General features: G+C 57.0%; 11 protein-coding genes. All 11 read right to left on the bottom strand.

Annotated elements, in window-relative coordinates:
* Nucleotides 1-669: 669 nt before the first annotated feature.
* Nucleotides 670-2451 (bottom strand): thiamine pyrophosphate-binding protein, encoded by a 1782-nt coding sequence (locus AC2FNC_RS09285; RefSeq protein ID WP_480520406.1) that lies wholly within the window; start codon nt 2449-2451, stop codon nt 670-672.
* On the bottom strand, nt 2451-3860 hold the full coding sequence (locus AC2FNC_RS09280; RefSeq protein ID WP_480554963.1) for an aldehyde dehydrogenase family protein: 1410 nt from the start codon (nt 3858-3860) through the stop codon (nt 2451-2453). Before AC2FNC_RS09280 ends, AC2FNC_RS09285 begins: the two co-directional genes overlap by 1 nt.
* The gene (locus AC2FNC_RS09275; protein WP_480520410.1) at nt 3841-4755 is read right to left on the bottom strand and encodes a sugar phosphate isomerase/epimerase family protein; all 915 of its coding nucleotides are present in this window, start codon (nt 4753-4755) and stop codon (nt 3841-3843) included. The genes AC2FNC_RS09280 and AC2FNC_RS09275 overlap by 20 nt, the downstream gene beginning before the upstream one ends.
* Nucleotides 4756-4908: 153 nt before the next feature.
* Nucleotides 4909-6099, bottom strand: coding sequence for a Gfo/Idh/MocA family protein (locus tag AC2FNC_RS09270; protein WP_496715139.1), 1191 nt, complete (start codon nt 6097-6099; stop codon nt 4909-4911).
* Complete coding sequence (locus AC2FNC_RS09265) at nt 6092-6763, bottom strand: hypothetical protein (protein ID WP_480520414.1); 672 nt, start codon at nt 6761-6763, stop codon at nt 6092-6094. The genes AC2FNC_RS09270 and AC2FNC_RS09265 overlap by 8 nt, the downstream gene beginning before the upstream one ends.
* Nucleotides 6753-7940, bottom strand: a complete 1188-nt coding sequence (locus AC2FNC_RS09260; protein WP_480520416.1) for a Gfo/Idh/MocA family protein — start codon at nt 7938-7940, stop codon at nt 6753-6755. Before AC2FNC_RS09260 ends, AC2FNC_RS09265 begins: the two co-directional genes overlap by 11 nt.
* Complete coding sequence (locus tag AC2FNC_RS09255) at nt 7930-8745, bottom strand: citryl-CoA lyase (protein WP_480520418.1); 816 nt, start codon at nt 8743-8745, stop codon at nt 7930-7932. The genes AC2FNC_RS09260 and AC2FNC_RS09255 overlap by 11 nt, the downstream gene beginning before the upstream one ends.
* Nucleotides 8742-9674, bottom strand: a complete 933-nt coding sequence (locus AC2FNC_RS09250; RefSeq protein WP_496715138.1) for a shikimate dehydrogenase — start codon at nt 9672-9674, stop codon at nt 8742-8744. Before AC2FNC_RS09250 ends, AC2FNC_RS09255 begins: the two co-directional genes overlap by 4 nt.
* Nucleotides 9616-11502, bottom strand: coding sequence for a bifunctional sugar phosphate isomerase/epimerase/4-hydroxyphenylpyruvate dioxygenase family protein (locus AC2FNC_RS09245; protein WP_480607549.1), 1887 nt, complete (start codon nt 11500-11502; stop codon nt 9616-9618). Before AC2FNC_RS09245 ends, AC2FNC_RS09250 begins: the two co-directional genes overlap by 59 nt.
* Entirely contained in the window at nt 11502-12797 is a 1296-nt protein-coding gene (locus tag AC2FNC_RS09240; RefSeq protein WP_170753386.1) for a TRAP transporter large permease, read from the bottom strand. The genes AC2FNC_RS09245 and AC2FNC_RS09240 overlap by 1 nt, the downstream gene beginning before the upstream one ends.
* Nucleotides 12794-13369 (bottom strand): TRAP transporter small permease, encoded by a 576-nt coding sequence (locus tag AC2FNC_RS09235; RefSeq protein WP_480520424.1) that lies wholly within the window; start codon nt 13367-13369, stop codon nt 12794-12796. The genes AC2FNC_RS09240 and AC2FNC_RS09235 overlap by 4 nt, the downstream gene beginning before the upstream one ends.
* Nucleotides 13370-13377: the final 8 nt, after the last annotated feature.

The raw sequence follows: 13377 nt of genomic DNA, 5'->3' as shown, positions 1-13377 counted from the left end.
CTACAACACAAAACGCCCCCACAGTGCACTGGGCTATCGCCCGCCAGCACCTGAAACCATCATCCCGATGGATCACAGGCCGATGATGCACTAACAATCAAATCGGACCAGTCAGATGAGGCTGCTCACGGCAGCCGGCGTTCTAACCACACCGACTGCCCACGAGATGCAAGACGTTGAAGTGATGATGCGGAAGTAAGTCAACCAAGAGCAAGGACACTCCGGGAATGGCAGCGGCCCTCTTCCGAGGCCGATAAGCCGATTGGAACCTCGCTCGCGGAATTCATCAGGGCCAGCGGAACACCACCGCACGAACAGGCCGGACAGACGACAGTACTGACGAAATCGACCGCAGAAATCGCCAAAAAACTCTTGCAATGCAGGAGCCACCCACAGATGCCGTTGGCCGCCTGTTGGTGATGCTGCGACGCATCCCGTCGAATCTGCCATTCGCTGCGAGAGAGAAAACTTGGACGCTAAGAACGCACATACTTCAGCGTTATTGCAATTTGACATTATCTCACGTGCTTCGTTGAGAATAACTAACCAACAAAAAAGTTCAGACACACAACAACGATGACCGCGCCGCGACGGAGCTGTTGATATTTGCTCGAACACGGATGAGCATTGACACAAGAAACTGGGCGCGTCTGAACGCGCCCAGTTTCGTCAAGTCGCGACGTGAGATACCTCTTTGTCCGGTGAGTATATGTCCAAGATGTTCCAATGTCCGGTCGTTGGTGTTGGGTTGTTGATCATTGGGACATCAAGAACGGTTGGTTTGCCGCTGGCGATTGCCGCTTCCAATGCGGGCAACAATTCATCAGCAGCACTGAGCCTGTGCCCTTCTGCACCATAAGCTCTTGCAATATCTGCATAACCCGGTCCGTTTGCTGGAGCTGCGGCTGATCCAGGGAACGTGGTCCCGTATGTCAGACCGTAATGCGCCTTTTGAAGGCCCGCGATAGTGCCGAAGGCGTTGTTGTTCATAACCAGCCAGATGATGCCCAGATCAAGCTCGACCGCGGTTGCCAGCATCGACGGGTTCTGACCGAACCCCCCATCGCCAACAAGACTTATCACCACACGGTCAGGGGCTGCCAGTTTTGCGCCGATCGCTCCCGGAGGGCCAAAGCCCATCGTCGCGAATCCACCCGGGGTCAGGATTGAACCGGGTGCCAGGATATCGAATTGTTGTCCGACGCCGTTCTTGTTCCATCCCACGTCCGTAGTGATAATGGCATCCTCGGGCAGTGCCTTGCGGGTATCTGCCAAAATACGTTCGGGCATCATCGGAAAGGACGACGAGGTCGCCATGTCCACGTTGCGCGCTTTGAAGTTCGTTCGGAAGTCGGTGATCTTCTGTTCCAGCGCGGGGCGTTTGAAGCCCTCAGGATACATCTCGCGGGCAACCCGGTTGACGACTCGCAAAGCGGCCTTGGCGTCAGCAACGACTCCGATCTCGGTGGGATAGTTCCGTCCAATCTCTTGCGGTTCGATGTCGATATGAATGACCTTGGAACCGGGGATGTTAAACGTGTAGCCGGGATACCAGCTGGAGCAATCGGCCTCTTTGAACCGAGTGCCGACGGCAAAGATGTAATCCGCATTCAGGCAGGACTGGTTGACCAGCTCGGTGCCCCAAAACCCGGTCATGCCCAACACCAGCGGATGGTCGTCCCGCAATGCGCCCTTGCCCATCAGGGAATGCGCGACCGGCAGGCCCATATGTTCAACGAAGTCGCGCAACTCCTCGCTGGCCTGAGCCAGAAGGATACCGCCGCCGACATAAGCGACCGGGTTTTCGGCCCTTGCCAAGGCTTCGACAATCTCGCGTGCCGTTTCATCGTCAATCGACGGTTTCTTGAGCGCGCGCGTGTTGTCGAGAATACGGTCGAAGCTGTCCGAGGGGATGACTTCCGAGAAGATGTCCATCGGCACGTTGACCAGCACCGGGCCGGGCTGTCCGCTTTCGGCCAGATGAAACGCCTTTTCCAGGATCTCGGCCATCAGGTCAGCCCGATCTACCCGCCATGCACGTTTGACAAAGGGGCGATAGATTTCCCACTGGGCGGCGTCCGCGTGCAGGTTCACCTCTTGATGCGGATGTTTGCCGTAGTAATGCGTGGGAATATCGCCTGCGATCACCACCATCGGGATACAGTCCAGTGCCGCGTTGGCGACCCCGGTGGCGCAATTGGTAAGCCCCGGGGAGAGATGGGACAACACCACCGAGGCCTTGCCCGTCACGCGGGCATAAGCGTCCGCCGCGTGACTGGCGATTTGTTCGTGCCGCACGGTAACGAAATCAATCGGGCTTTCGGCCAGAGCGGCCAGAACCGCGATATTCGTATGGCCACAAAGCCCGAACACATGCTTGACCTCACGGCGTTCGAGAAAGTCTACGATGTGCTCGGCAACGGTTTTGCCGTCCAGTTTCGCTCCGTCCATCACGCGACCTCCTGTCCGTAGAACTCACCGAACAGGTCCGGCTCCGAGGGGCGATCCTCGGGGATCGGACGGCTGACCCAGGTGTAGTTCATCATGTGTTTCATGGTGACATTTTCATTCGTGATGTTTCCGCCCCAGATGCCGCAACCAAGGCTGCTGGTCATTGGCATGCCATTGGTCCAGGCACCCGCGTTGGCCTTGGACTGAGGCTGTCGCACCATCATACGGCTGACCGGAGCCAGGCGCGCCAACCGATCGATGTGATCGTCATTGTGGCTGTAGATGCCGCAGGAATGGCCCTTGCCCCCGGTGTTGTAAATCTGGCTAACCGTTTCCAGCGCGTCATCGAATGTGTCGAAGTGATATAGCGCCATCAGCGTTGTCAGTTTTTCCTTCGAAAACTTGTGCTGCGGCCCGATTTGCCCCTGATTTTCAACCATCAGGAATTTGCGATCTTCTGGGATCGAGAACCCGGCGACCTTGGCCGTTTGCTGAGGCGGACAGGCGATGGTCGGAAACGTGCGGTTGCCCTTTTCGTCCCACATGGCCTCTTCGAGCATGGCCTTCTCTTCGTCCGAACACAGGTATCCACCTTCGGCCTCAAGCGCCTTGACCATATCGTCGTAAACCGAGCGCTGGATGATGATGTTACCGTCGGCCGAACAACCCGAACCAAAGTCAGACGTCTTGGAAATTCGGGTGTTCTGAGCGGCGATGTCCAAGTCGGCTGTCTCATCGATGACGATGGATGAATTGCCCGCGCCGACACCATAGGCTGGACGCCCTGAACTGTACGCTGCTTTGACCATGGGCTTGCCTCCCGTCGCCAAAGTCAGGTCGCAGATCTCCATCAGATGTTGCGTCAATGGTATCGACGGTTTGCGAATGGACTGAAACAAGTCCTCGGGAGCACCGGCAGCACGACAAGCTGCACGCATGACTTCGACCATTTCAAAGGTCGTGTGAGCGGTTCGCGGGTGCGGGCTGAAGATGACCGCATTCCGGGCATTTGCGGCGGACACGCCGGTCACTGGCGGTGTCATTGCTGGATTGGTCATGGGGATCAGAGACGCGATCACACCGGCAGGTTTGGCGTATTTCACGAGCCCCTTTTCTTCGTCGACTTCGACGATCCCCGTCGAGGGCGTGCGCAAGACATCACGCAGTACCATGTGGATTTTGAACCGTTTCGCTGGACGCCCTTCGCGATCTCCGATGCCGCTTTCGTCCACGCCTTGCTGGGCCAGGCGCGTGAAAGTTTTCTCGTTCCCCGCATACCACGCGATTGCTTGGGACAGGCGGTTCAGCCTGTCCTGATCCCAATCCTCAATCTCGGCCATGGCGGCGCGGGCGCGTTCCAGCATATCGGCCGCCATGTTGCGATCGTTTTCAGTGAGCTCTTTGCCCATGGTGATCCTCTTGGTGTTTTGGAATTGCTGCATCGTGCATACGACGCTGTGACCGCGCCTCGCCGAATGTTCGCTTGGCGTGGCTGAGACAGCGACGCGCGTGTTCTTCATATCCCAACTCGGCCACGCGGCTTTGGTTGGGCAGTTCGATGGAATAGTCGACGGGTGGCATCCGTTCGATGATGCCGGTGAAATCGATCCATCCCTCACCGGGATATAGCCGCGCATCGCGGGCCAGTTGGATCATGCCCTCACGCGTATCGGCGATGCCGGGCAGGCAATCAGAGATATGCAGGAAGTGAAACAGGTCCGAGGGAACGTGCAACAGCTCACCAAGATCTACGCGGCTGAGGTGCAGGTAGAGCGTATCAACCAGAATACCGCCGTTGGGCTGATCAGAGGCGCGGACAATGTCCAGTGCTTCATCCAGCGTGCGCAAGCGGGAGAAGCTCGGAAACTCCAAGTCCACCGTTAACCCGTAGGGCGCTGCCAGTTCGCAGGTTTCGGAATAGACGTCGATCAGAAAGTCACGATCATCGCGGGCGTTGGTCCATGCGCTCATGATCATGCGTTTGGCGCCGAGTTCCCCTCCGATCTCCAACGAGGGCTCAAAACTGCGCGGATCGACATCTTCCGTGATGCGCGCAAGCTCGACATCGAGGACTTTCACCCCGGTGGTAGAGAGAGCCGTTTTTGTGGCCTGCACCTGCGCCTTGTCGATTGGAGACTGAGTAAATTCACCGGGCACGTGCATCGGAATGAACCGCGGGCTGACGGCATCGTAACCGGCCCGGGCGGCGATATAAACCAACTCGGGCGGCGTGCAGCCGATCAGCGTCAGATGCGCCAAGGAATAAAGAGAGGGGCTTGCGCCAGCCTCATCGGGTTTCACCATGAACGACAGCTCCACGTGTCTGCGAATCTCAAATTCATCACACGTAGTAAAAAATATCTGATATTTTTTAAAATATCAACTCTGAATGCTGCTCTGAAAATAGAAACGCCCGGGCGATGCCACGGGCGTTTTCCAACTGCTCGGATTTATGTTTTAAACTGTGACCCAATCACCGCCGGATTGGTGTGACCGGACCGAGGCACCAATGAAACGCACGCCGTCTGCACCTTGATCGACACTGGGATAAGTAAGCCAATCAGCCGGAACCGGGACACCATCCCGGCGGGCAGCCACCCCCATGGCAAATTCCGTATATAAGTTGGCCCAGGCTTCGATAATCCCCTCCGGAAAACCCCGTGCGGTACGGATCAGTCGTTCTGCACCGGGGCCGATGCCATGCCCGTGACCTCGGCTGATAATACGATCCGGTTCACCAAACCGATTGAACTTCAGCTGCTCGGACTTCTCCAAATCCCACTCGAGACCTCCTTCGCTCCCGAATATGCGCAACCGCAACCCGCCCCGGTTTCCGGGGGCAAGGCGCGTTGCCATCAGGGTTCCCGGAACCTCGTTTTGATAGCTGGTGAACATGAATACCGTGTCTTCCAAAGGCTTTGACGCGCCGCAGACGTGGAACTCGGCCCGCAGGTCGGTCATCGGCAGGCCCGAGACAAAACTGGCGAGATGCGCGGCATGGGTGCCGATATCGCCGACACAACTGGTCGGGCCTGAAATCTTGGGATCCAGCCGCCACTTTACATGAGGCGCATCGGCCACATCTTCGGGCGTCATCCAGTCTTGCATGAACTCAACATGGATCTGGTTGATCTTGCCGATACCGCCATCGGCCACGATCTGTTTCGCCTGCCGGATTACCGGAAAGCACGACATCGCATAGCCGACGGCAAAGACCTGCCCGGTGCGCGCGGTGATCTCCTCAAGCCCCTCGGCCTCGGCGACTTCATTGGTCAGGGGCTTGTCGCACAGCACGTCAATGCCCGCCTCCAGAAACGCTTTGGCCGCGTCGAAATGAACGTCGTTCGGAGTGGTGATCATCACGGCATCCACGCCATCCGGACGCGCTGCCTCAGCCTGCGCCATCTCCTCGAACGACGCATAGCACCGGTCTGCCGGCAGAAACCACTCGGCCCCGCGCGCCTTGCTGCGCGCGGCGTCAGAACTGAGCGCACCTGCGGCGACCTCCCACCGGTCGGTCATCCGCGCGGCCGTTGCTTGCGTGACAGATATCCGCCCTCCGCCAACAACGCCCAGGCGCAAACGGCGCGACAACCGGGGGAAAGGACCGTCAAAATTCAGGTTTTCGGGCAGAAGTCTCTCAGCCATTCTGAACCTCCATTTCCGGGACCCGTGCGCCCTCGGGCAGGATTTCCACCGCCATGAAGATGCTGGGGGTAATCGTCTCGTATTGATGCCAGGGATAGTTGCCTTCGGTGTCATACATCGGCTTGTGCGTCGTGCCCGGGGCCATGAACTCTTCGAGATAAAGGGTTTCAACGTCCCGTTCCCGGCATTGCTGCATTTTGCCAAAGCCAACGATTTGCGTATGCACTTCGCGAAACCCCGGTACGGGGCAGAACGGATGATCCATGTGCAATCCGACATTCAGCGGAACCGAACCCGAGTGATACATGGTCAGCCCGACGTTACCGACGAAGACCTTTGGCGACATGTAATGGCTGACACCGCGCAAACGCTCCTCTTGCCGGACGTCAAAAGCAGACGGCCACGTGTTTTTCACCTTTGCAAACAGCTGGCCGTCATCGCCGTGGGCATCAAAGCCATGGACGATCACCGCGCGCTCCACACCGTGCAAAACGCTATTTTGTACAATCACGGACGAAAGTGGCGCAACGGCTTGATCCTCGATCAAGAGGCCCCGTTCGCCAAGGTTAAGAACGATTGCACGGCCCTCGACGGAAATCTGTTCATCAGTGATGTGCTGGACGTCAAAGAAAGGTAGCGCAAAGTCGAGTTTTTTAACCGGCATGAGCCAGCTCCTTCCGCTCATCTTGCAGGAAATTGACCGGCAGAGGCTTCGGTGCCTCGCACCGGCTTTCTATGGTCTGATAGGCTCCGAATTTCGGTGCCCGTTCAATCGCGTCCATGACCTCGAACACATGGTAGGCAAGCGCGCCACTGGCACGGGGCTGACGCCCTTCCTGTGTGGCCAGAGCAAGGTCCAAAAGGCCTAAGCCGCGGCTGTCTTCGTTGAACCCGTGTTTGTTCTCGACCACCGGCCAGTCTTCGCGACCTGTTGGACGGGGCTGATGTGACCAGCGCGAGGTTTCGCGCGTCTTCAGCCAAACATCGCCTTGAAAGATATTGGCACCATGCACCGGGTCAGGATCCGGAATGCTGATGGTTCCGTTTTCACCATAGATCTCGAAGCGCGGGGTTTCGCTGTCCCAGACGTCGAAACTCATTGTCATCGACCCGATGGCGCCGGATGAGAACTGCAACAGGCTAAGCGAATGCGTGTCGACCTCGACATCCATCCATTCCCCGTTTCGGGGACCATTCTCGATCATCCGCTTGTCGAATGTGCGTCGTGCCATTCCGGCGACCCGATCAACGGGACCAAGACAGCAGATCATGGCGGTCAGGTAGTAAGGCCCAAGGTCCAGCAATGGCCCACCACCCGCCTGATAGTAGAAATCCGGATTGGGATGATGGCGTTCCGTCCCGTGGGTTCCGACATGGGCAAATACCCCAGTTGGTTTCCCGATTGCGCCTTCGTCTATCAAGCGCCGAACGGTTTGCCAGCGACCGCCCAGAAACGTGTCGGGCGCGCAACCGACCAGCAGCCCCTTTTCGGCGGCCGCGTACAGAATCGCCTTGCCATCCGTCCGGTTCATGACCAGTGGTTTTTCCGAATAGACGTGCTTGCCCGCCTCCAAGGCGCGCAGGCTGATGTCGGCATGGGCTGCCGGGATCGTCAGGTTCAGAACGCAGTCAATCGTCGGGTCATCGAACACCTCATCCGGTGTGCAGGCCTTGGAGATGCCGTATTGATCCGCCTTGGCGCGGCTTTCCAAAGGATCGAGGCTGGCGCAGGCGACGACCTCGACGTTTGAGAAATTGGAGAGTGTTTTTAGATAAATATCGCTGATACGACCACAGCCGATAAGGCCGACCCGGAAGGATTTCGATGTCTCACGTGTCATCATTCCTGTCTTCGTAGTGGGGTAAGTAATTCGGGGGCATGGGCCCTTTGTTCCGACCGCCCTGACCCATCTGCTCCCACGCATGGGCAAGTATTCCGACCGAGCGGGACAGGCAGAACAGCCCTCGCGACAAGGGCGCAGGAAAGCCAAGTTCGCAGAAGATCACGGCTGTTGCACCATCGATATTCATGGCAATCGGCCGACCGCCGCGTTGACGACCGAGTTCGGACTGAACCTCTTCTCCGATATCGGCAAAGCGGCCAGAAACTGTACCTTCTGTCGCTGCATCACGAACAAGTTGCATCAGCCTGGGCGCGCGCGGGTCGACGGGCTTGTGAAAACGGTGGCCAAAGCCCGAGACGATCTTGCCGTACGTCTCGCGCCAGCTGTCCAGACCGTCCTGAACAGCATTAATCAGCGATGCCCCAGCATTCATGCGTTCCGAGATATCATAATACAGCTCGGCGCATTGCTCCCCTGCCCCGCCATGCACATCGCCCAGCATGTTCACCGCAGTCGCCATCGCATTATTGAGACCTACCCCGCAGGTGGCAGCCATGCGCGCCGCCGCGATTGAGGGGGCCTGTGGGCCGTGATCCACGCCTGCGACCAAAGCGGCTTCGAACAGACGCGCTTGTGCGTCGCTGGGCAGATCACCCCGCACCATCAGCCAGATCATTTGCGGAAAAGAAACGTTCCCGATCAGATCCTCTATTGCGTTGCCACGAAACGCGATCTTACCGGGTTTCATGTCAATGATGGATGTGCGCCACCATTGGCGGATTGCTTGTTCGTCGTTTGTCATACCGTTGCACCTCTAAACTCGCGCATGCGCTGCTGACGAAGTGAATCGAAAACGTTTTGAAGGCGACTGATTGAGGCGGTGCAGCCGGTGAAGATTTCAAAAGACGCTGCAGCCTGATGAACCGCCATTCCAGCACCATTCATCACTTTCAACCCAGTTGCGCGGCCCCTGCTCAGTAGGTGTGTCTCAAGCGGGAAATATACGATGTCTGCCACCCATGCATCGGGCCGCAACAGGGATGGTTCAATGACTGTTCCGGGGTACTTGCCCATTCCAAGTGGTGTTGCGTTGACCACTCCGTCCACAAGTTCGATCCGATCCAACGAAATCGAAGGGGAACCCTGAATCTTTGCATAAGGGCGCAAGACCTCTAGTCGACTGACCAGCGCCTGCGCTCGGTGGAAGTCAGGATCGATTATCTCCAGGTCTCGAACACCTGAATCAAGCAAAGCCAAAGAGACTGCACTGCCCGCGCCACCAGCTCCAAACATGAGAACCGTTTCAGTCTTCGATGATCCCAAAAAATCTCCGAAGGCACTGTGGAAACCTATGTAGTCGGTGTTGTGGCCAACCATTCGGTCGTCACAAAAAACCACCGCGTTGACAGCTTGAAGCTCCTCAGCAGTCTTGGAAAGCTCATCAAGATGATCAATGACTGATGCTTTGTAGGGATGCGTCACGTTGACCGCCGCGCAGCCTAATTCAACGGAATAATGCAGTAAATCAGCGACCGACATTCCACGAAATGGCTCTTTTGCAGTGTCGATCCTACCGTAGCTCAGATCGATACCCTGCGCCCGACCTTCTGCCTCGTGCATCTCAGGCGTCATGGAGCCAGCAATACCTTGGCCGATTAGTGCCGCCTTCATATCAGGTTGTTCCTTCCGCCATGTGGTGTCGCGCTTGGGCCGCCAATCGGAACGCAGCATTGCGCGCGCCGTAGCCGGAGTAGCCAGATCGGCGCTCAACAATTTCAAAGAAGAAGCCGTTAAAGATAGGTCGGCTGTAGATCTGAAAATACTCGGAACCCGCTGCGCGGTCGTAGAGAATGTTATCCCTGCGCATTTGGGCGATCAGGTCTTCACTTAACCCGAATGTCGCTTGCAGATCAGCGTAGTAGTTTTCTGGGATGGACAGGCTGGGAAAGCCGGACTTCCGCAATTGGGCTGAGGTTTCAAATATGTCGTCCGACTGGAAGGCTATGTGCTGAACACCGGCACCAAAACCGTCTTCAAGGAATGAAGCCGCCAGTGTTCGACGCCCAACTGCACCATTCAGGTTTAAACGCACTTCGCCCTCGGGGCTCTCGATGGCTTGGCTTTGCACAACACCTGATGGGTCGGCAACGTTTACGATCGGGGACTTTGCCATCTCAAAAGTCGAAATGTAATAGAGCAGCCAGCTTTGCATCTCATCGTTACGCATCGTCTGCGCCAGATGGTCGATGCGGCGCAGACCGGCAGGCTGGATCGCTTTGGTCTTGGCGACTGGCTCGAACTCGATGTCCCAAACCCGATGCAGATCGGATTTCTCATCTATGAAATGGACAACATTGCCACCAACACCTCGAATGGCCGGGATGTCCAGTTCCCCAGTCCCTACCGGTTGTGAGAAATTCGGCGCGCCCAACGCGGTCGCTCGCTGAACCGTCTGATCCGCATCTTTGACACGCAACCCCATGTCACACACGGAGGGGCCGTGACCCAGGAACGCCGAATGGGCGAAACCTTCCTTTTCGGTATTCACAACGATGTTTATCGCGCCCTGCCGCCACAGCTCGACGGACTTGGTTACGTGTTTTCGCTCCATTCGAAAACACATTGCTGACAGCATATCTGCCAGCTGCGCGCCGCTTGTTTCGTCGGCTGTAAATTCGACGAATTCGAAGCCTGACGCATAGACGCGTTCCGGCAGGTCCGGGATGCCGAAATCTGTTCCCGGTTCGGTCCGGGAAACCTCATCTAACAGGTTCACCAGCGACCTGTAGCTGTCTCGGGCCAGTGTCAGGCCACCGGGTTGAGGAGCTGCTTCATTGACACGCGCAATGGACCAAGGCCCCTTGTACCCAGCGCGGGACAACACCCGCACAAAGCCCGCAAGGTTCAGTGACCCAAGCCCCGGCAGAAGCCCAAAGTGCCGTTTGAGCCTGCGAATATCCATCTCAAGTCGGGGTGCATCGGATAGCTGCACATGGAACAGCCGATCTCCAGGAATGTCCCGAAGGCGGGCTGGTTTGGACCCGTCGGCAAGCGAGAAGAAGGAATTCAAGGCCAACCCCAAATAAGGGCTGTCGATAGCTTCAACGACGCCTAACGCCTGTTCATCCGAGTGAATAAGATCCGACCATGGCAAGCCCATATAGGCCAGACGCAACCCCATTGCCTTTGCTATTTCGGCCGCCTCGCCAAGATCTGCGATTACCTGTTCTTCGGTCGCAGCGGCATCGACCTCGAATGCGGACCCAATTAGCAGCAGATCCGTACCCAACTCGCTCATCAGGTCGAGTTTGCGCTTCAGTCGATCAAAGGCGCGCTCCCGTCCGCCGCCAGACTGGCCTTCAAGGTTATGGAAAGGTTGCAGCAGGCAAATCTTCAGGCCGAGATCTGATGCTATGTTCCGAATTTGCGATGGCGGCCCGTCAAAAGCGGTCAAGTCCGGTTCGTGTAATTCGACACCCCCGAATCCCGCGTCAGCGATAGCACTCAGCTTTTCGGCCAGATCACCGGGGATCGACGTTGTCGAAACCGAGAGGCACATTATCCCTGATATCCAAACATACGCGGCAACCACAGGACCAAATCAGGCATCAGTATCATGATCACCAGGGCGAAGATGAGAACCGCGAGGAAGGCCCAGATTTCCGAGATGATTTCGCGTAGCGGAATGTCCGTCACGGCGTTGATCACAAAGAGCAGAATGCCATAGGGCGGCGTGATCAGACCGATCATCGAGTTCACGACGACCAGCACCCCGAAATGCACCAGATCAATCCCAAGCGCTTCGCAGGTTGGAATGAACAGGGGCACAATCACCAGGATGATCGTTGTTGCGTCTAACACGCATCCCAGCGCGAGGATCAGCAGGTTTACGAGGATCAGGAACACAATCGGGCTAACATCGGAACCCTCCAGCAGCGCCGAGATAGACTGAGGAATTTGCTCCTGAATGACGATGAAGTTCAGAATGAACGCGCCACCAATGACAACCCCGACGGCTGCGGAAGAGCGCGCACTGTCGACGAACACCTGATAAAGGCCGCGAAAGGTCAGCGCTCGGTAGAACAACGCTGCCAGTAGCAGGGCGTAGAATGCAGCTACGGCGGCAGCTTCGGTCGGAGTGGTGACGCCCCCATATATGCCGTATAGCAGGATTGCGGGCATCAGCAGTGCCGGAAATGCGTTGGCGGTTTTAGCCGGCAACTCGCGCAGTGGAACAGGTTCTTCCAATGCAAAGTTCCGCTTTCCGGCCAGATAATAGTTCATCGCCATGAGGACGACGCCCATGATCAGGCCCGGCAGAATACCGGCGAGAAACAGCGACCCGATGGAGGCCTTGGAAACGAGCGCGTACAAAACCATCGGGATAGAGGGCGGAATAATAGGGCCGATCGTTGCCGACGCTGCCGTGATTGCAGCTGCGTAGCCTCGGCTGTAGCGGCCATCCTTGGTCATCATTTCAATGATGATCTTCCCGATCCCCGCAGCATCCGCGACGGCCGAGCCGGACATACCCGAAAAGATCAGTGACGCTACCACGTTTACGTGCCCGAGGCCGCCCTTGAAACGACCGACAGCAGCGACGCAGAAGTTCAAAAGACGGTCCGTGATCGATCCAGCGTTCATGATATTCGCGGCGACGATGAACAAAGGCACGGCAAGCAGGATCGTGCTTTTGTAAAAGCCTTGCAGGATCTTCTCGCCCGCGAGGGCGACGTCCAGTCCGGCCGTGCCCAGGTACACTAATGAGGCCAGGAGGATGGAATAGCCGATAGGTGTCCCGATGCCTGCCAGAAGAAAGAGAGCGAGCAGGCAGGAAAGAAGTTCAAAACTCATTTTTTAACTTCCTCATCCTTTTCGACGTCGACACGGGGATGATCGTCAACCACGTTGTACCCAACGACCAGTTCCAACTCTGTCTTTGGTGGGCCATTGCGCATGACGTCGAAGAATAGCCACGCGTAGCGCGCTGCGACGACCAGCATGAATACCGCGTAAATCGAGAATACTGTGCGCAGCGGTATCTTCTCACCGGAGAACGGATTGCGGACAGTCGATGTCTTGCGGATTTTCATCCAGTCGATGTAGTCCCACGTCGGAAGGAAGCTGTAGAGCATACCGACTACGATCGCTGCGGCCGCCAGCATCGCAAAGACCTGCCGTACGCGCATCGGCACCGAAAGATAGATGATGTCGAACTTCACGTGATCCCGTTCGCGCACGATGAAAGCGCAGCTGAAGAAAATCACCCAGACCCAAAGAATGCCGATCAATTCCAGCGTCCAGCCTGCTGGGGTGAAGAAGTACCGTAGTAGAATTTGGAGAAGGAAGATAAGGAAGATTGCCGCCAGCATCCCGCCGGCAATCGCTTCGGTCAGTCGGGAGAACCCCTTCATAATGGCCTTCATTATGGTTC

The sequence above is a fragment of the Ruegeria sp. BHSA123 genome (assembly GCF_059613425.1).
Note: the sequence above shows the minus strand (reverse complement) of the source record. Positions and strands in the feature narration are given on the sequence as shown.

Bases quoted from the DNA above. Each gene is read 5' to 3' on its own strand.
- AC2FNC_RS09285 (WP_480520406.1), bottom strand. From the start codon at position 2,451: ATGGACGGAGCGAAACTGGACGGCAAAACCGTTGCCGAGCACATCGTA.
- AC2FNC_RS09255 (WP_480520418.1), bottom strand. From the start codon at position 8,745: ATGACAAACGACGAACAAGCAATCCGCCAATGGTGGCGCACATCCATC.
- AC2FNC_RS09240 (WP_170753386.1), bottom strand. From the start codon at position 12,797: ATGAGTTTTGAACTTCTTTCCTGCCTGCTCGCTCTCTTTCTTCTGGCA.
- AC2FNC_RS09280 (WP_480554963.1), bottom strand. From the start codon at position 3,860: ATGGGCAAAGAGCTCACTGAAAACGATCGCAACATGGCGGCCGATATG.
- AC2FNC_RS09270 (WP_496715139.1), bottom strand. From the start codon at position 6,099: ATGGCTGAGAGACTTCTGCCCGAAAACCTGAATTTTGACGGTCCTTTC.
- AC2FNC_RS09245 (WP_480607549.1), bottom strand. From the start codon at position 11,502: ATGTGCCTCTCGGTTTCGACAACGTCGATCCCCGGTGATCTGGCCGAA.
- AC2FNC_RS09265 (WP_480520414.1), bottom strand. From the start codon at position 6,763: ATGCCGGTTAAAAAACTCGACTTTGCGCTACCTTTCTTTGACGTCCAG.
- AC2FNC_RS09250 (WP_496715138.1), bottom strand. From the start codon at position 9,674: ATGCTGCGTTCCGATTGGCGGCCCAAGCGCGACACCACATGGCGGAAG.
- AC2FNC_RS09260 (WP_480520416.1), bottom strand. From the start codon at position 7,940: ATGACACGTGAGACATCGAAATCCTTCCGGGTCGGCCTTATCGGCTGT.
- AC2FNC_RS09275 (WP_480520410.1), bottom strand. From the start codon at position 4,755: ATGGTGAAACCCGATGAGGCTGGCGCAAGCCCCTCTCTTTATTCCTTG.
- AC2FNC_RS09235 (WP_480520424.1), bottom strand. From the start codon at position 13,369: ATGAAGGCCATTATGAAGGGGTTCTCCCGACTGACCGAAGCGATTGCC.